At 65.8% G+C, this 17,782-nt stretch carries 13 protein-coding genes; 9 read left to right on the top strand and 4 right to left on the bottom strand.

Going from position 1 to position 17,782, the window contains the following annotated elements; genetic code table 11:
• Window positions 1-214: 214 nt before the first annotated feature.
• On the bottom strand, window positions 215-1,387 hold the full coding sequence (locus tag QFZ36_RS16570) for a pyridoxal phosphate-dependent aminotransferase (protein ID WP_306638050.1): 1,173 nt from the start codon (window positions 1,385-1,387) through the stop codon (window positions 215-217).
• A 276-nt stretch (window positions 1,388-1,663) separates the two neighbouring features.
• Here QFZ36_RS16570 and QFZ36_RS16565 point away from each other — a divergent pair, with 276 nt between their 5' ends.
• The 5 genes from QFZ36_RS16565 (at window position 1,664) to QFZ36_RS16545 (ending at window position 8,755) form a co-directional block, all read left to right on the top strand.
• Window positions 1,664-2,659 (top strand): patatin-like phospholipase family protein, encoded by a 996-nt coding sequence (locus QFZ36_RS16565; RefSeq protein WP_306638049.1) that lies wholly within the window; start codon window positions 1,664-1,666, stop codon window positions 2,657-2,659.
• Window positions 2,660-2,854: 195 nt separating this feature from the next.
• The gene (locus QFZ36_RS16560) at window positions 2,855-4,450 is read left to right on the top strand and encodes a PucR family transcriptional regulator (RefSeq protein ID WP_306638048.1); all 1,596 of its coding nucleotides are present in this window, start codon (window positions 2,855-2,857) and stop codon (window positions 4,448-4,450) included.
• Window positions 4,447-5,379: a glutaminase gene (locus QFZ36_RS16555; RefSeq protein WP_306638047.1), complete on the top strand. Its 933-nt coding sequence runs from the start codon at window positions 4,447-4,449 to the stop codon at window positions 5,377-5,379. Before QFZ36_RS16560 ends, QFZ36_RS16555 begins: the two co-directional genes overlap by 4 nt.
• 73 nt (window positions 5,380-5,452) lie before the next feature.
• Window positions 5,453-6,976: an amino acid permease gene (locus QFZ36_RS16550; protein WP_306638046.1), complete on the top strand. Its 1,524-nt coding sequence runs from the start codon at window positions 5,453-5,455 to the stop codon at window positions 6,974-6,976.
• A 36-nt stretch (window positions 6,977-7,012) separates the two neighbouring features.
• Window positions 7,013-8,755, top strand: coding sequence for a thiamine pyrophosphate-dependent enzyme (locus tag QFZ36_RS16545; protein ID WP_306638045.1), 1,743 nt, complete (start codon window positions 7,013-7,015; stop codon window positions 8,753-8,755).
• 109 nt (window positions 8,756-8,864) lie between these two features.
• Here QFZ36_RS16545 and QFZ36_RS16540 read toward each other — a convergent pair whose 3' ends face one another.
• Both QFZ36_RS16540 and QFZ36_RS16535 read right to left on the bottom strand, forming a co-directional pair.
• Window positions 8,865-10,115 (bottom strand): FAD-dependent oxidoreductase, encoded by a 1,251-nt coding sequence (locus QFZ36_RS16540; RefSeq protein ID WP_306638044.1) that lies wholly within the window; start codon window positions 10,113-10,115, stop codon window positions 8,865-8,867.
• Window positions 10,108-11,460 (bottom strand): MFS transporter, encoded by a 1,353-nt coding sequence (locus QFZ36_RS16535; protein ID WP_306638042.1) that lies wholly within the window; start codon window positions 11,458-11,460, stop codon window positions 10,108-10,110. Before QFZ36_RS16535 ends, QFZ36_RS16540 begins: the two co-directional genes overlap by 8 nt.
• Window positions 11,461-11,508: 48 nt before the next feature.
• Here QFZ36_RS16535 and QFZ36_RS16530 point away from each other — a divergent pair, with 48 nt between their 5' ends.
• From QFZ36_RS16530 to QFZ36_RS16515, 4 genes are all read left to right on the top strand, one after another.
• Window positions 11,509-12,357: an IclR family transcriptional regulator gene (locus tag QFZ36_RS16530; protein ID WP_373427052.1), complete on the top strand. Its 849-nt coding sequence runs from the start codon at window positions 11,509-11,511 to the stop codon at window positions 12,355-12,357.
• Window positions 12,358-12,469: 112 nt separating this feature from the next.
• Window positions 12,470-13,600 (top strand): cupin domain-containing protein, encoded by a 1,131-nt coding sequence (locus tag QFZ36_RS16525; RefSeq protein WP_306638040.1) that lies wholly within the window; start codon window positions 12,470-12,472, stop codon window positions 13,598-13,600.
• Entirely contained in the window at window positions 13,600-14,442 is an 843-nt protein-coding gene (locus tag QFZ36_RS16520; protein ID WP_306638039.1) for a fumarylacetoacetate hydrolase family protein, read from the top strand. The genes QFZ36_RS16525 and QFZ36_RS16520 overlap by 1 nt, the downstream gene beginning before the upstream one ends.
• The gene (locus tag QFZ36_RS16515; protein ID WP_306638038.1) at window positions 14,442-15,209 is read left to right on the top strand and encodes a maleylpyruvate isomerase family mycothiol-dependent enzyme; all 768 of its coding nucleotides are present in this window, start codon (window positions 14,442-14,444) and stop codon (window positions 15,207-15,209) included. Before QFZ36_RS16520 ends, QFZ36_RS16515 begins: the two co-directional genes overlap by 1 nt.
• A 283-nt stretch (window positions 15,210-15,492) precedes the next feature.
• On the opposite strand, the gene QFZ36_RS16510 is transcribed toward QFZ36_RS16515, so the two are convergent.
• Window positions 15,493-17,763: a gluconokinase, GntK/IdnK-type gene (locus QFZ36_RS16510; protein ID WP_306639252.1), complete on the bottom strand. Its 2,271-nt coding sequence runs from the start codon at window positions 17,761-17,763 to the stop codon at window positions 15,493-15,495.
• Window positions 17,764-17,782: the final 19 nt, after the last annotated feature.

Raw genomic sequence — 17,782 nt, 5'->3', positions numbered from 1 at the left:
TGACCCCGGAAGAGGCGTTAAATTGCGCTATCTCAGGCCATGAAAATCCGCTATATTCCGCGACTTTTGCCGCATTGACGCGGGCTGCAGGCAGGGTTCAAATCCCACCGTCACCGCCAAATAAGAAGGCCCCTGTTCCCTTGTTTACAAGGAAACAGGGGCCTTCTGCCATGTCCCCCAGCAGACATGGACGGCACCTTTGACCCTGATCTGCTTAGACGCGGGCGCCGAGGTCGGTCATTGCGGCGCGGAACCTGTCACCCAGCAGCTCCAGCCGTTCCACCGGCTCATTGCTGAAAACCAGACGGAGGTGACGGTTCGCGATTTCCCCGCCCCAGCCCGTCATGGCTGTCGCCGCGACGCCGTGCTGCAGCAGGGACCGCGAAACGTCCGCCGGCTCCACGCCGTGCTGCACCGTATCCACGATCTGGGACCAGCCACCGGCCGCCGGGACCATTGCATAGCCCTCAAGGGCAGCAGTGACGGCGTCTCGGCGATGCTGCCATTCAAGGACGCATTCGGCCAGGCCGTCGTCGGCCGCCTCAAGCGCTGCGATCAGTCCTGCCTGCGCAATTCCACCCGCAGTGATGCCGTTGTAGATATGCACCACTGAAAGGTCGGGCATGACGGCGGCAGGCGCCACGATCCATCCAACCCGCCACCCGATCATCCGCTGCTCCACCGACGCAGTTCCCATGATCACTGTCCGCTCCCGCATCCCCGGAAACGACGCCGGGCTGATCACCTTCCGCCCGTCGTACAGGATGCCCTCCATATACGACCAGTACAGCAGCCACAGGTCATTCTCGATGCAGAGGGATGTGACAGCGGACCATTCTTCGTGACTGAGGACGTAGCCGGAAGGGAAAGACGGGTTCTGCAGGAAGACGGCCCGCGTGCGCGGTGAGACGGACCTCCGCAGGGCATCGAGATCCATGCGCCATTCGCCGTCCCGAACCGCCATGGGGACCAGCCGCGGCACGCCACCGGCCAGGCGTACACGGTTGAGCATGCCTGCGTAGGTGGGATCCGTGAGGATGACTTCGTCGCCGGGATCGCTGAGTGCCAGGAGCGCGTCCAGGAGGCAGTCGCCGTCGCTCGCTGTGACCACGACCTCCGTTTCGGGGTCATAGTTGATACCGCTCCGTGCAGCAACCCGGCTGGCGATCGCCTTCTTCGCAGCCAGCTGGCCGGTGAACGGCAGGTACGAATTGGCGGAGTCGAGGCCGACGGCGGCGCGTGACGCCGCAATGGCAGGTGCGGGCGGCCGAAGGTCCGTGTCGAGGTTCTCAAGCCGGAGCATGTCAGGGTTCCGGTCCGCAGCCGCAGCCACGACGTCAATGTTGAATCCGGCCACGTGCTCAAGGCGGGCTGGCCTGGTCCTCATGATTTGCTCCGATCACCGCAGAAAAGCCGCCGAGACCTTTGCGTGATGACGCGCATGACGTGCCCACATTTTATCGCCGCATGGCGGCCCCGGCAGGATGCCGTTGTGCACCCTTCGTCGGCGTGGTACTTTTCGGGTGATCGTGACCTATCGGCAGGAGGTGAGTCCCATGAACGCAGTACCCGCAATGGGCGCTCCCCTGCAGTCCACGATCGCGCGACAGAACTAGTCGCGACCGGGAGCGCCGCGACAGGCAATTCGCGAAAGGCGACTCCCATGAACTCATCATCTTCTTCACCCCTGCACTCCATTTCGACGACGGCCTCCGAGCCGCCGGGCTCCGGCCAGGATCAGCCGCGGGCGGACGCCGCAAAGCAGGCGCACGCCGCGTGCGGACGGGCGCTGGTCCTCGGAGGCGGCGGCTCGACAGGCAATGCCTGGCTGATCGGCGTCGTGGCCGGGCTCTACGACGCCGGGCTGGACGTCACCACAGCCGACCTCACCATCGGAACGTCGGCCGGCTCCACCGCCGCAGCCCAGATAGCCGGCGCAACACCAACGGAGCTGCTGGCCGCCATCCTTGCCGCTGCGCCCCAACAGCGGCCCGTTCCAGTTGGATCCGACCGCGGAGGCGTGCGCACCAAGCCGGTGGTGGACCATCTGGAAAGGATCAACAAAATCATCGCCTCCTCCGAGGATGCGGCTGACATGCGCCGGAGAATGGGCGCAGCGGCACTGGACATGGAGGCGGCGTCGGACGGCTCCTGGCAAACACAGTGGCGCGCCACCGTCGCGTCGCGGCTGCCCAACCAAGACTGGCCGCAGCGGACAGTGCTCATCACGGCGGTCGACGCCCGTACCGGCCAACCGGCAGTATTCGACCGCTGCAGCGGAATCGACCTGGCGGACGCCGTAGCCGCCAGCTGCTCAAGCGGGCTCCCCTACAGGATCGGGGACAACAAATATATCGACGGCGGCTACCGCTCCAATGCCGAGAATGCGGATCTGGCAGCCGGCTACGGGAGGGTGCTGGTGCTGTCCCCGTTCGGTGGGAGATCACTGGCGCCGCTGGATTGGGGCGTACAGCTCGCGGCGCAGGTCGACGAGCTGCGGGCCTACGGCAGCAAAGTGGAGACGATCTTCCCGGACAGTAGCGCGGAGCACATGTTTGGTGCCAACGCGATGGATTTTTCGCTGCGTCCGCGCGCCGCCCGGGCAGGCTTCGAGCAGGGCAAAGCCCTTGCAGGCCAGCTCGCGGAGTTCTGGCGCTGACGCTCACTCATTCAATCGGCTCCCCTATGCCACCGGCGCCGGTGGCATAGGGGATGATCCAGCTTCCCGGCTTGGACAACGACCCGAAAAACCGCCATCGAATTGGGGTTCCCTCACAAATTTTGCGGAATCAAGGCTGGATACCATGATCTGACCGGACAGAGCCGTCCGGCCCGATCTACCCAGAAGGAACCCATGACTGCCGTGACGGTGGACGACATCCTCTCGGATCTCCCCCTGGGGTTCGCAAGCCTGATCCTCCGGCCGGCGAACGGTTCCACGATCGAACGCTTCCTTATCGCCGATGCTGAGGATGAGACGCCCGACGGCGACGGCGCCTTTGTCCTGTTGATAGGCGTCCGCGGGAGGTCGGCTTTGCCCGCGTTGCGGCGGCTCCTGCAGAACCCGCCGCCCGTGGTCGCAGTTAAAGGCAGCCGCGACGAGCTCTCCGAGGCCGAAGAGCTGCTCCGCGGCGCCGGGACCGGCCTGCTCCTCGTGAACCCGGCCGCCGACTGGGACCGCCTGTTGTCCATCGCCAAGGACAGGATCCAACCGCGCAGCTACCAGAGTGAAGTCCTCACCCTACTGGAAGAAGATCTCTTTGCCGTCGCGCAAACCACGGCCCGGCTCACGTCGAGCCATGTGGTGATCGAGGACGCTGCCAACAAGGTCCTGGCCTACTCCACCGTCTCCAACGACATTGACGAGCTTCGGAAAGCCTCCATTCTGGCCCGCCGGGGTCCACGGAAATACGAGCTGCTGTTGAAGGACCTGGGCGCCTACCGCGAACTCCACGGAACACGGCTCCCGGTGCGCGTACCGGCCAGGCCCCAGGACGGGCTGCGGGAACGGGTGGCCATCACCCTCTTCGCCGGGGACCGGATCATGGGCTACATCTGGCTGCAGGAAACCGGCGACGGCTTCGGCCCCGACGTTGACCACGTGTTGAAAGGTTCGGCCGCCCGCACCTCAGCCGAGCTGATCCGTTACCGCAACCAGCAGTCCGTGCACATGCGCGAAGACCGCATTGCCCGGATCCTCTCCGGCCCGGCCGAGGCCGCAGCCAGCGCGCACAGCGAAAAGATTCCCGCAGACCGCCCGGCCGCGCTGATCCTGATCGGAATTTCCGACGTCGAAGCACAGGCCGACGACGCCGCGCTGAAGCATGGCGAGCTTGCCAACCTGGCTTCCATCCATGCCGCCGCCTACAAAGCCTCGGCAATCGTGGGGCAATTCAAAGGGGACACCGCCGTGATCGTCCCCGGCCTGCAGTCCGCAGCAGCAGAGCCGGGACTCCGTGGACTGGCCGAATCCATCGCCCGGGATGCGCGCAAGCACCTGGGCATTACCCCGTTTGCGGCCGTAGGCCCGGTAGTCCCGGACCTGCTGTCCATCCACTCCATCACCCGCATCACCGAAGCACTCCTGAGCTGCCTGGGCAGGTCGTCGCAAACCTCCGTGGCCACCGTCGACGACTTCGAAGGAGAGATCCTCTTCCGCGAGGCAGTCCAGAATTTCTCATCCTCGACCTTCCGGCACCGCGGCCTCTCGATCCTCCTGCAGGAGGACGCTGAGCTCGCGGAAACCCTGCGGATTTACTTCGAATCTTCCCTTGACGTTGCCGAATGCGCCCAGCGGATGAAGCTGCACAAGAACACGGTCTACTACCGGATCAGCAAGGCATCCAGGGTGACCGGCCTGGACTTCGGCAACCCCCGCGACTCGCTGGTGGCCTTGCTCCATATCCAGGAACGGGCCGGAACATCCATACAACAATCGGACGGGAAATGACCACAACACTCGAGGCACCACCACTCGGTCCCCTCCTCGACGACCTCGTCGGCAGCCACCGGCCGCAGCGGGAAACCGGGTCCGTGCCGGCGAACATCCCGTTCCTGGCAAAAGTCCCCTTCGACAAGTTCGGGATAGCCGTTGCCACCACGTCAGGCCAGGTCTTCAGTTCCGGTGACGCCGACATCCCCTTCTCCATCCAGAGCATTTCCAAGGTGTTCACGCTGGCCATGGCGCTCCAAGGCGACACCGCGGGAACACTGTGGACCCGCGTCCTCCGTGAACCCTCCGGGACCGCGTTCAACTCGCTGGTCCAGCTGGAGGTGGAACACGGGATCCCGCGGAACCCCTTCATCAACGCCGGCGCCCTGGTGGTCACGGACCACCTCATGGAAGAAACGTCCGACGCCGCCACTCGGGTTTTGCGGTTCCTGACCGAACAAGCGGGCAGCAGCGGGTTGTACGTCGATGAGGCGGCAGCGTCCAGCGAGCTTTCGGGCAGCAGCCGGAACCTGGCTCTGGCACACTTCCTCAAGGATTTTGGCAACCTGAAGCGCCCGGCGGAATCAGTGGTGGAAAACTACGTCCGCCAATGCTCCATCATGATGACTTGCGTTGAACTCGCCAAAGCCGGGCTCTTCCTGGCCCGGGAAGGCCACGGAAGGCTGGGCCCCGTCCTGTCGCCCAGCGCTGCCAAACGCGTCGGTTCCATCATGCTGACGTGCGGCATGTACGACGCCGCCGGAGAGTTCGCGTACCGGGTGGGCCTTCCCGGTAAAAGCGGTGTGGGCGGCGGCATCCTGGTCATTGTGCCCGGTGAGTGCGCCATTTGCGTCTGGAGCCCCCGGCTGGACGCCAAAGGTAATTCCGTTGCAGGAACTGCCGCGCTCGCTGACCTTTCCGACCGCACCGGCTGGTCCGTCTTCTAAAGCTGCCGGATTTCCCGAATCCCCAACTTCCCCCAACCCCAGTTAGATCTTCCCCGGATCGAAAGGATCAACCATGCCCAACAACCCCAATGACGAGGTTGCAGCAGACCAAATTGACGGCGGGCACGCGCACGCGTCCGAGACTTCCCTGCACGCGGAGGACAAGGGCTACCACAAGAACCTCAAGCCCCGGCAGATCCAGATGATCGCGATCGGCGGTGCGATCGGCACCGGCCTGTTCCTGGGCGCCGGCGGCCGGCTCAACGCCGCCGGACCGTCCCTGGTCATCGCCTACGCCGTCTGCGGATTCTTCGCGTTCCTGATCCTCCGCGCCCTGGGCGAACTCGTCCTCCACCGCCCCTCCTCAGGCTCCTTCGTCTCCTACGCCCGCGAATTCTTCGGCGAAAAAGCCGCGTTCGTCTCCGGCTGGTTCTACTGGATCAACTGGGCCACCACCACCATCGTGGACATCACCGCCGCGGCCCTCTACATGCACTTCTTCGGCAACTACATCCCCTGGATGGCCGACGTCCCGCAGTGGGCCTGGGCCCTGACCGCCCTCGTCGTCGTCCTCGCCCTGAACCTCGTCTCGGTCAAGGTCTTCGGCGAAATGGAATTCTGGTTCGCCCTGATCAAGGTCGCCGCCCTGGTCATCTTCCTCATCGCCGGCACCTACTTCGTCATCTTCGGCACCCCCGTGGACGGCCAACCGGTCGGTATCAGCCTCCTGACCGACAACGGCGGGATCTTCCCCAACGGCCTGCTGCCCATGATCATCCTCATGCAGGGCGTCCTGTTCGCCTACGCCTCCATCGAACTGGTCGGCACCGCCGCCGGCGAAACCGAAAACCCCGAAAAGATCATGCCCAAAGCCATCAACTCCGTGGTCTTCCGCATCGCCGTGTTCTACGTCGGCTCCGTCATCCTCCTGGCCCTGCTCCTGCCCTACACCTCCTACGTCAAAGGCGTCAGCCCCTTCGTGACCTTCTTCGGCTCCATCGGCATCCAGGGCGTGGACGTCATCATGAACCTCGTCGTCCTCACCGCCGCCCTGTCCTCCCTGAACGCCGGGCTCTACTCCACCGGCCGGATCCTCCGCTCCATGTCCGTCAACGGCTCCGCACCAAAATTCGCCTCCCGCATGAACAAAGCCGGCGTCCCCTACGGCGGCATCGCCATCACCGCCGGCGTGTCCCTCCTGGGCGTCCCGCTGAACTACCTCGTCCCGGCCGAGGCCTTCGAAATCGTCCTCAACGTCGCCTCCGTCGGCATCATCATGACCTGGGCCACCATCGTCCTCTGCCAAATCCAGCTCAAACGCTGGGCCGACAAAGGCTGGCTGGCCCGCCCGTCCTTCCGGATGTTCGGCGCCCCCTACACCGGCTACCTCTCCCTCCTCTTCCTCATCGGCGTGCTGGTCATGGTGTTCATCGAATCCCCCCTCACCATGCTCGTCACCGCCATCGCCTCCGTCCTCATGGTCTTCGGCTGGTACGCCTGCCGCAAACGCATCCACGAAATCGCCGAAACCCGCGAAGGCCACACCGGCCTCTCCCCGGTCATCGCCAACCGGACACCCATCAGGTATTCCCGATAACAACCGCCACGCACGCCCGAACAACAAAGAAAGACCATGACAACGGAACCCGCAGCAACCCTGACCGCATCACACACCCGGCCCGCCGCCGTCGAACTTTCCCAGCAGGACAACCCGCAGGCGAACCATACGCAGAAGCCCCAACCAGCAACCAGGTCCGCGGGGCACGTCATTGTTGACTCGCTGGCGGCCCATGGCGTGGAACGCACGTATGTGGTGCCGGGCGAGAGCTTCCTGGACGTGCTGGATGGCCTGCACGCCTCTGATATCGAAACCATTGTCTGCAGGCATGAGGGCGGTGCCGCCTACATGGCCGAAGCCGACGGCAAGATGAACCAGCGCCCCGGAGTGGCCATGGTGACCCGCGGCCCCGGTGCCGCCAACGCCCACGTGGGCCTGCACACGGCATGGCAGGACTCCACTCCCATGCTGCTGTTTGTGGGCCTGATCCCCTTCGCCCACCGGGACCGCGAGGCATTCCAGGAGTTCGACATCAAAGCCTGGTTCGACACCGGCGCCAAGCGCGTGATGGTCCTGGACCATGCGGAGCGGGCGTCCGAAATTGTGGCCGAGGCGGTATTTGCCGCCATGAGCGGACGGCCCGGCCCGGTGGTAGTGGGCCTGCCGGAGGACATCATCCGCCAGCAGATCGACCCCGCGCTGCATCCCGCCATTCCTGTGGCAGCCGGCGGCATGAGCAGCACGGACGCAGCCGCACTCCAGGCGGCACTGGCAGAATCCAGCAAGCCGCTGTTCGTCACCGGGGGCAATGACTGGACCCAGGCAGCAGCGGACCAGCTCACCGGCTGGCTGGAACGCCACCAGATACCGGCAGCAGCTGAATGGCGGACGCAGGGAACGGTGTCCTTCGATTCACCGTCCTACGTGGGCCCCATTGGCTACGGCCGGCCCCGGCCCACCTACGACCTGCTTGAAGAAACCGACCTGCTGGTATTCGTGGGAACAGTCCCGGGGGACGTCATCACAGACGGCTTCGTTTGCCGGCAGGACTGGAACAAAAAGAACTTCCTGGTCACTGTGGACCCCTCGCTTCGCGGCCGGTCGGGTCCGGTGTCGCGGCAGATCCTGGCCAAGCCCGAGGCCTTTGTGCGGGACCTGGCCGGCATTGACCTGCCGGTGAAGGAAGAGTGGAAGGCATGGACGGCGCGGATGCGGGGCGAGCAGGAGGAGTTCGCCGCGCTGCCCCCGGCCGCACCGGCAGCGGGGCAGGCCAGGATGGACACCCTGATGGCGAACCTTGTGCCAAGGCTGCCCGAGGATGCCATGGTGACCTTCGGCGCAGGCGAACACACCAACTGGGCCCACCGCTACTTCCCCACCCGCCGCTACGCTTCCATGATCAGCGCCCGCAACGGCTCCATGGGGTACTCAGTGCCGTCGGCCATCGCGGCTTCCCTGGCCGATCCCGCACGCCGGGTGGTCACCATCGCCGGCGACGGGGAGTTCCTGATGAACGGGCAGGAGCTGGCCACCGCTGCCCAGTACGGCGCCACTCCCCTGGTGGTGGTGATGGACAACCAGGAATACGGCACCATCCGAACCCACCAGGAGCGGCACTATCCGTCGCGCGTCTCCGGCACCCAGCTGAAGAATCCCGACTTCGGCCTGATGGCCAGGGCCTTCGGCGGTCTTGGCATCACTGTCACTGAGGACACTGAGATTCCGGCCGCACTTGATGCCGCGTTCGCCGCCATCGACCAGGACGGCGTCTTCGCCCTGATCCACCTCATCGTCGAGCAACGCGTGAAGGCCTACTAAGGGAAAAGAGGCGCGCCGCAGCCGCGCGGACTCAGCAGGGCAGTAACAGACAGCAGCGGACGACGGCGGGAGGTCCCGCCGTCGCCCGCTGTAGTTGGGTGGGGACTGACTACGCCGGCACGCTCTCCGTAACCTTCTTGGGCGTGACGGCAGGGACGCCGTCGCCATCCTGCCCGTACAGCCAGTCGTTGTACTGGAAGTTGTTGTCCTTACGGCTCTTGAACAGGAGGTTCCGCAGCGTCCGGGCCAGGCCCGAAACGTGCCAGGATTCACCCCATACACGTGCGGTGCGCTGGACACGCGCGGTACGGGCGGCGCGGTCGCTGTTGAACTCGCGAATGGCCTCATCCCATGCCTCGGGATTAATTCCCTCGGCGGTAAACACAGTACCGGTCGAAGAGTCCTGCAGTGCGGCGGCGTCCTCAAGTGCCTGGCATGCGCCCTGGGCGAGGTACTGCAGCATGGGATGTGCGGCGTCGCCCATCAGCACCATCCTGCCGGCAACCCAGTTCTCGATGGGGTCGCGGTCGTACATGGGCCAGCGGATGCCGGTGGCGAGGTTCTTGAGCGCCTCCTGGACCGCGGGGACACAGTCCTTGTAGGCGGCCTGGAGCTCGTCCACTCCCCCGTACTGCTCCTCGCCGCGTTCAAAGGAGGCGGACTTGAAGACGGCCACGGTGTTGAGCAGTTCCCCCTTGCGCAGCGGGTACTGGACCAGGTGGCAGTCCGGGCCCAGGTAGACGATGACGTCCTCGAGGTCCGCCTTGGGGGTGTTTTCAGTGATGGGGACGGTGCCGCGGTAGGCCACGTAGGCGGAGGAAACGGGCTCGTCCTTGGCCACGAGCGGGCGGAGCGTGGACTTGAGTCCGTCGGCACCGATCACCACGTCGGCCTCGTAGTCCACGCCGGCGGCGGTGTGTGCGACACCGCGGCCGTTGACGGTTTCCACGCTCTCGACCATCACGTCGTTGACGAGTTTGACGCCAGCGGCTTCGCAGCCTTCGAGCAGGACCCGGTGCAGGTCGCTGCGGTGGATCACAACGTAGGGCGCGCCGTACCGCTCAGCGAACTCCCCGCCAAGCGTCTGACGGGTGAGCTCCTCGCCGGTGACGGCGTCGCGGAACACAAGGTGCTTGGGCTGCACCCCGATCTCCAGCGCCTTTTCCAGCAGGCCCCAGCGCTTCAGCACGCGGGAGGCATTGGGGGCCATCTGCAGTCCGGCACCCACCTCGCCGAATTCCGGCGCCCGCTCCACCAGGGTCACGTTGGCGCCGTTTTCCCGCAGTGCGAGGGCTCCGGCCAGTCCGGCCATGCCCCCTCCGATCACCAGGACATCGGTGGACGTGGCGTGCTCAGACATTGTGTGCTCCTGTGGTTGTTGGTGTTGGGAAAGTGGTTTTGGCTTTGAGGTGAAGGCCGACGGCGGCCAGCAGCACCGCGGCGATGGCGGCGGCCCCGGCGAAGGCCAGGAAATTGGAGCTGACTCCCAGCCCAGCGGCCAGTAGCAGGCCTCCCGCCTGGGGTGCCATGACGGCGCCGATCCGTCCCGTGCCCAGTGCCCAGCCCAGCGCTGTGCCCCGCAGGTGCGCGGGATAGTGGTTGGCGACGGCGGCGATGATGAGGCACTGCGTTCCGTGGGTTCCGACCCCGGCAAGCACCAGCATGAGGTACACCACCGTCACGGCGGGTCCGGTCACGAGGACCACCAGTGCACCAGCGGCGACGGCGGCCGCAGCGATGGCGGTGGGAACGGGTCCAAAGCGGGTGCCGGCCCATGCCGTGATGACCGAACCTGCCACCGCGCCCAGGTTCAGTGCCAGCGCGAAGGTCAGTGCGGAGCCGAGGTTGTAGCCGGCCAACTGCATCAGGTTGGGCAGCCAGGTGCCCAGGCCATACCAGGCGAACAGCGTGGCGATGGTGGCAACTGCGAAGAGCATACTGATGCCGAGGTAGGGGGCGCGGAGCAGCGAGGAGAAGCCGGCACGGGCCCTGGGTTCAGCGGCAGCGGGCCGATCACGGGCGTCCTGTTCCGGCTTCCGGGCGTCCTGTTCCGAAGCCAGCGTCTCCGGCAGGAATTTCAGCCCGAGCGGCACCACAACCACCAGTGCCAGCACGGCCACCAGGAACATTGCCTGCCAGCCGAAGGCCGGGATCAGCTGGATACCCACGAGGGCAGCGATGGAGCCGCCGATCGGGACACCGGACATCATCAAGGTGGCAATGGTGGACCGCCACTTCGTGGGAACCAGTTCAGCCACCAGGGCGTTCGCGGAGGGAACCAGCCCGCCGAGCCCGATTCCTGCCAGGAGCCGAAGGACGCCGAAAATGGCGGCGCTGGGGGCGAAGGCGCACAGGACAGTGAAGACGGAGAAGACGACGGCACAACCGAGGATGGTGCGGCGGCGGCCCCACGAGTCGGCCATGCGGCCGGCGAAGATGGCGCCAATCATCATGCCCAGGAACGCCATCGACCCAATGGTTCCGGCAGTGGCCTTGGTCAGCCCCCAACCGGTCTCGGAAATAAGTGAGGACTGGACCGTGCCGTAGACGATGAGGTCATAGCCGTCGAAGACGACCAGCAGCCAGCAGACCAGGACCGCCAGGGCCGAAGCTTTGGGGAACCGGCCGTGCCTGTCGCCAGACGGGGTGCCAGGTGCTCCGGGTGAAGACCATTGCGTCTCTGCAGCGGGAAGTGTGTGATTCATCCCACCACTGTCGTGGCCGCGCAAGGTGAACCACAATACAATTCTGATGTGCAGAAAAAGTCCAGTCCCGCCCCTCCTGCGGGTCCGCGGCGGAAGCCTGCGGAGAAAAAGCCCGTACAGAAGCGGCCCACGTACTCCATCGAGGCCGTGGACAACGCGCTGCAACTCCTCCAGCTGCTGCGCGACGGCGGGACGCTGCGGCTGAAGGACGCGGCGGAGGAACTGGAGGTTGCGCCTTCCACCGCCCACCGGCTCCTGGCGATGCTGGTCTACCGGGGTTTTGCAGTCCAGGATGAAACCCGGCGCTACGTCCCCGGCCCCGCCATGGGCGTGGGTCCGGCCGGATTGAGCTGGACCCGGCTGCTGCGTTCGCTGGCCCAGCCCCACATGGAACTGCTCTCGGCGCAGCTCAACGAAACCGTCAACCTCATGGTGCGCGTGGGCACCAAAGTGCGTTTCCTCGCCACGGTGGAAGGAAACAACGTGCTGCGGGTAGGCGACCGGCAGGGGACGGTGCTGCCAGCCAGCAGGACCTCCGGCGGCAAGGCGATCCTCGCCGAGCTGGATCCGTCCATGATCCAGCAGCTCTTTCGCAGCAACAATGCCGAGATCAGCGGCGACACCATTGCCGAGGAGGACTATCCGGCCTTCCTGCGCGAACTTGATTCCGTCCGCAGCAACGGCTTCGCCGCCAATTTCGAAGGCACCGAGGACGGCGTGAGCGCCCTCGGCATCGCACTGCACAACCGGCACGGCAACGTGGTGGGGGCGATCAGCGTCGCCACTCCTGCCACCCGGTTCCGCACAGTGTTCGACCGCGGCCTGGTGGCCGCCCTGCACGAGACCTGCCGGCAGCTGGAGATCGACATTGCAGCAAACCCGGCCGAGCCGGACTGATTACTTCCAACCCCGCTAATTCTGTAGAGCAGAATATGCTCGCGATCACATGCCGTCCCTCCATAGGGTCGAACTACGCCAAAACTGTTCGGACCTATCCAGGAGGCCTTTCGTGTCGATCAGCGCCGAGAACGCGACCCATGAGTCAGTGGCCGCGAGCCATGCCCTGCCGGAGCCCACACCGGAGGAGGCTGTACAGCTGGAGCAGCTGTACAAGGATTTCGGCAAGGAGAACCTGGTTCCGTTGTGGACGGAAATCGGCGATTTGATGCCGATGGTCCCAAGCCCGAAGGCCGTGCCGCATGTGTGGCGGTGGAATGACCTGTACCCGTTGGCTGCCCGGGCCGGTGACCTGGTGCCGGTGGGCCGCGGCGGGGAACGCCGGGCCATCGCCCTGGCGAACCCCGGCCTGGCCGGCACCCCCTACGCCACCCCGACATTGTGGGCCGCGATCCAGTACCTGGGCGGTCGGGAAACCGCCCCCGAGCACCGGCACTCACAGAACGCGTTCCGGTTCGTGGTCGAAGGCGAGGGTGTGTGGACCGTGGTGAACGGGGACCCCGTGCGGATGTCCCGCGGGGATTTCCTGCTGACCCCGGGCTGGAACTTCCACGGCCACCACAACGACACCGATGAGCCGATGGCCTGGATCGACGGGCTGGACATCCCGTTCGTCCACTACGCCGACGCCGGGTTCTTCGAGTTCGGCACCGAACGCGTCACCGACGAAGCGACCCCGGACATCTCCCGCTCCGAACGGCTCTGGGCCCACCCCGGCCTGCGCCCCCTCTCGGGCCTGGATGACACCACCAGCTCCCCCATCGCCGCGTACCGCTGGAAGCACACCGACGCCGCCCTGACCGAGCAGCTGCTCCTGGAGGACGAGGGCCACCCCGCCACCGTCTCCCAAGGCCACGCCGCCGTCCGGTTCACCAACCCGACCACCGGCGGGGACGTGATGCCCACCATCCGGGCCGAGTTCCACCGCCTCCGCGCCGGCGCCACCACGGACACCATTCACGAGGTGGGCTCCAGCGTCTGGCAGGTCTTCGAAGGCACGGGGTCCGTGGTCCTGAACGGCGAAACAAAGCACCTGGCCAAGGGCGACCTCTTCGTCGTTCCCTCCTGGGCCGCCTGGTCCCTCCAGGCCGACACCGGGTTTGATCTCTTCCGTTTCAGCGACGCCCCGATCTTCGAGCGTCTGAACTTCAACCGCACCTACACCGAAGGACGCACCAAGTAATGAAACTCCTCACCCTCCGCCTGAACGACAGCACCGGCAACGGCAAGAGCACGGTGGCGGTCCGTCAGGACGGGGACACGCTCACCGAGATCCCCGGGTTCGCCGACGTCGGCGCCCTGCTGCAGGACCCCAACTGGGAAACCACCGCGAAGGCAGCCAGCGGCGCAACCCACGCCGTGGACGGCGCGGACCTCGCCGCCGTCGTCCCCGCCCCGGGGAAGATCATCTGCGTGGGCCACAACTACCGCAACCACATCAAGGAAATGGGCCGGGAAGTCCCCGACCACCCCACCCTGTTCGCCAAGTACGCCGAGTCCCTGATCGGCCCGAACGATGACCTGGCCCTGCCGCAGGAATCCGACACCGTGGACTGGGAAGCCGAACTCGCCGTCGTGATTGGCAAGCAGGGCCGCCGTATCAGTGAAGCAGACGCGCCCGCGCACATCGCCGGCTACGCCGTCCTGAACGACGTATCCATGCGGGACTACCAGTTCCGCACCATCCAGTGGCTGCAGGGCAAAACCTGGGAGAAGTCCACGCCGTTCGGACCGGCCCTGGTCACCCGGGACGAATTCACCCCCGGCCCGCTGATGACCTCGGCCGTGGACGGGGACGTTCAGCAGGCCACCCCCACCTCGGACCTGGTGTTCACCCCGGAGTTCCTGGTCTCCTACATCTCCACCATCATCACGCTGAACCCCGGCGACGTGATCGCCACCGGCACCCCCGGCGGCGTGGGCCACGCGCAGGACCCTAAACGCTACCTGCAGGACGGCCAGGTCCTGGTCACCACCATCGAGGGCCTCGGCCAGCTGAAGAACCGCGTCATCAAGGAAGCCTGATGGTTGCCCGCACCGACCAAACCACCGACCCGGTGCTCCTGCAGTCCCTGCTGCAGGCGCGCCGGGGCACCGCGTTCTTCGCCCGCAAGCTGAACGAACTCCCCGACGCAGGGCTCGACGGGGACTCGCTGCTGCCCGGCTGGACCCGCCGGCACGTCGTGGCACACGTGGGCTACAACGCCCGCGCCATCGCCCGCCTGATCGAATGGGCCGCAACCGGCATAGAAACCCCCATGTATTCCTCCCCGGAGGCGCGGAACCACGAGATCGAATTCGGCGCCACCCTCTCCCCAATTGCCCTGCGGCACCTCTTCGACCACTCCGCCGTGCACCTGAACGTTGAATGGCGCGACCTGCCCGCCGAGGCCTGGCACCACAAGGTCAAGACCGCACAGGGCCGGACCATCCCGGCCGAGGAAACCGTGTGGATGCGCACCCGGGAAGTCTGGCTCCACGCCGTGGACCTGGCCAACGGCGCCACCTTCAGCGACCTCCCGGCCCCCGTGCTGGAACGCCTGCTCAAGGACATCACCGGCGCCTGGCACACCCGCGGCACCGACACCGGGCTCCTCATCAAAGTCACCGGCACCGGCCTGACGTTCGGCGACACCACCGCCACCAACCCGACGATCATCACCGGACCCCTCCCCGCCGTCGTCCAATGGGCAGCAGGCCGCGGCACCCACGGAGTCACGGCTACCGGACCCGGCACAGCAGAAAGCACCCAGGAACAGAACCAGGTCCCGGCTCCGCCGAAGTGGATTTAGGCCACCAGGGTGGGCAGCAGTAGGCGAACCACAGGAAGGCCCCTCGCTGAGGGGCCTTCTTTGTTAATGCACCGTCTCCCTGCGGTTGCAGAAACGGGTTTGTCAGCGTTCGTCCACAAGATCTACCGCGACGCCGGCCACCCGTCCCGGCTCGTCCTCCCGTTCACCACCCGCGCGGCGCAAGGGCAGGCAGGCTAAGCACAGCCAACCAGACAGGACACAACAATGGCGGCCAGCGAATCTCGCTGGCCGCCATTGTTGTGTTGGCCGCTAAAGGTTCCGCCTAGAGCCGGGTGTCGAACGAACCGCAGAACACGTTGTCGTTGAACGTGCCCTGGAACTCAGACTTGCCCTGGATCTTGGCAACGGTGGCCCGGATGGCTTCCCGGGACCCGGCGTGCGCATGGATCGCCGTCTTGACCATGGGCACATCAATCAGGTGGTTGGGCTGGTTGAGCGAAACAAACACCGTAGGCACTTCAGTGACGTACCACGGGATCTCCGCGGCCATTGGCGAGGACCACTTGATCCGGATGGCTGCCTCCTGGGCAAAGCCCTTTACGTTGGCGAACACAAACGCGGCGTCGTACTTCGCTGCGTAATCGCCGGTGGCTTCCTCCGACAGGACCCGCATGAAGTTCATGCCGGTCTCGCCCGCCGCTTCGCGCTGCTCCGCAGTCTTGAAAACGTGTACTTCAAAGCCGGCGGCTTCGAGCTCTTCCTTGACAGTCTCCAGGTAGGCCAGCGGGTCGGCGCGGGTGAAATCTGAACCGCCGGAAATCCCGTACAGGCGGATCCGGGGATGCATCTGTGGAGTGATGGGGAGGTTGTTCGCAGTGTCCTTGACCAAGGTGACGGTCTTGTCCGCGATCTGCGCCGCAATAGCCCGGTGCGCGTCGCTGCCGATCACGGCGAGCGCCTCAGCAGGCGGAACCAGCTGGTCCGCGGACTTACGGTGCAGCCCCAGGGAAGCCTTCAGCCCAAGGATCCTGCGCAGTGCGTCGTGCAGGCGCTGTTCGGTGATGACGCCGGACTTGTAGCCGTCCAGCATGTACCCGAAGTCCTCCGCGGGGTTGCGGAAGAACAGGAACATGTCACAGCCGGCCGCGATGGTGGCCGGCACCAGGTCCTTGCGCTTTCTGGCCTGGGTGAGGCCCACCATCTGCGACGCGTCGGTGAGCACCAGCCCGTTGAAGCCGAGTTCGCCGCGGAGCAGGTCCTGCAGCAGTTCGGGCGCCAGCGTCGCGGGAAGGATCTCCCTGTCCGCCAGGCCGGGCCGGAAGTGCCGGGACAGGTCAGGCGCCCCGATGTGCCCCACCATGATGGACTGCACGCCGTGGCCGATCATCTCGCGGTACACGTGCCCGTAGGTCCGGTTCCATTCCTCATAGGTGAAGGTGTTGTAGGAAGTGACCACGTGCTGGTCACGCTCGTCCACGCCGTCGCCGGGGAAGTGCTTCATGGCGCATACCGTGGGTGATTCGCTGATGCCTTCGAAGTATTCCTTGGCCCGCTCCACCACAATTTCCGGGGTGTTGCCGAAGGCGCGGGTGGAGATGACCGTGTTCCGCCAGTTGTAGTGGATGTCCACGATCGGGGCGAAGGCCCAGTTGCAGCCCAGCGCGGCGGTTTCCACCCCGGCTACCTGCCCCATCTGCCGGGCGATGGACTTGTCCGGATGCGAGCCGGCCTGCAGGTGTGTGGACACAAACGTTCCGTCGTCGCAGCTTCCGGCTCCCCCCATTTCCGGGTTGGAAGCCACCAGCAGCGGGATCCGGGTCTTGGACTGCGCGTAGCGGATATGCTCCTGCACCGCGGCCGAGGGCCCGGGCCGGTACCGCATGCCGCCCACGTGGAAGTCCTCCAGCACAGCATCGAGGTACTCCGGGGAGTAGTCGTTGTTGTGGTTGATGAACAGCTGGCCGATCTTTTCCTCGAGGGTCATGCCGGCGATGGTGGATTCCACCCAGGTGACAGCGTCGCCGTCGAGATTGAACGGCGCGGCCTGAAGGTCGACGTCGAACTGCCGCGGCCGGGTGCTGGCGGCACCGGCAGTGCCGGAAACGTCAGCAGGACCCCCGACGGCGGCAATCCCGGCGAGTGCCTCCCGGACCACCTGCCTGACCGGGGCAGAAATGTCGACGATAACGCCGGTTTCACTTGCGTCCAGCGGTTCCAGCGTGGCGAGCTGGGATTCGAGGAGGGCAGGCGGCATGAAGTGGCCGGTGCGCCCTTCAGTACGCGCCCGCAGGACCTCTCTGGTGCCGTGCAGGTGCAGGAAGATGGTGTCCGGGGCCTGGGCGCGGATGGCGTCGCGGTAGCTGCGGCGCAGGGCTGAGCAGGCGAGGACTATGCCGCCGTCGCCCGCGTTGGCCAGCTGGGCGCCGACTGTGGCGAGCCAGGGCCAGCGGTCTTCATCCGTCAGGGGTGTGCCCGCCGCCATTTTGGCGACGTTTTCTACCGGGTGGAGGGAGTCGCCGTCGAGGAACGGGACGCCGAGCTCCCGTGCCACAAGGTCGCCGATGGTGGTCTTGCCGCAGCCGGACACTCCCATCACGACGATGCGGAGCTTG

The organism is Pseudarthrobacter siccitolerans (assembly GCF_030823375.1).
Lineage (GTDB): Bacteria > Actinomycetota > Actinomycetes > Actinomycetales > Micrococcaceae > Arthrobacter > Arthrobacter siccitolerans_A.
This window is presented reverse-complemented; position numbering and strand designations above follow the sequence as displayed.

Excerpts from the sequence above, each read along its gene's own strand:
- QFZ36_RS16570 (WP_306638050.1), bottom strand. The coding sequence starts at position 1,387 with ATGAGGACCAGGCCAGCCCGCCTTGAGCACGTGGCCGGATTCAACATT.
- QFZ36_RS16565 (WP_306638049.1), top strand. The coding sequence starts at position 1,664 with ATGAACTCATCATCTTCTTCACCCCTGCACTCCATTTCGACGACGGCC.
- QFZ36_RS16560 (WP_306638048.1), top strand. The coding sequence starts at position 2,855 with ATGACTGCCGTGACGGTGGACGACATCCTCTCGGATCTCCCCCTGGGG.
- QFZ36_RS16555 (WP_306638047.1), top strand. The coding sequence starts at position 4,447 with ATGACCACAACACTCGAGGCACCACCACTCGGTCCCCTCCTCGACGAC.
- QFZ36_RS16550 (WP_306638046.1), top strand. The coding sequence starts at position 5,453 with ATGCCCAACAACCCCAATGACGAGGTTGCAGCAGACCAAATTGACGGC.
- QFZ36_RS16545 (WP_306638045.1), top strand. The coding sequence starts at position 7,013 with ATGACAACGGAACCCGCAGCAACCCTGACCGCATCACACACCCGGCCC.
- QFZ36_RS16540 (WP_306638044.1), bottom strand. The coding sequence starts at position 10,115 with ATGTCTGAGCACGCCACGTCCACCGATGTCCTGGTGATCGGAGGGGGC.
- QFZ36_RS16535 (WP_306638042.1), bottom strand. The coding sequence starts at position 11,460 with ATGAATCACACACTTCCCGCTGCAGAGACGCAATGGTCTTCACCCGGA.
- QFZ36_RS16520 (WP_306638039.1), top strand. The coding sequence starts at position 13,600 with ATGAAACTCCTCACCCTCCGCCTGAACGACAGCACCGGCAACGGCAAG.
- QFZ36_RS16515 (WP_306638038.1), top strand. The coding sequence starts at position 14,442 with ATGGTTGCCCGCACCGACCAAACCACCGACCCGGTGCTCCTGCAGTCC.
- QFZ36_RS16510 (WP_306639252.1), bottom strand. The coding sequence starts at position 17,763 with ATGGGAGTGTCCGGCTGCGGCAAGACCACCATCGGCGACCTTGTGGCA.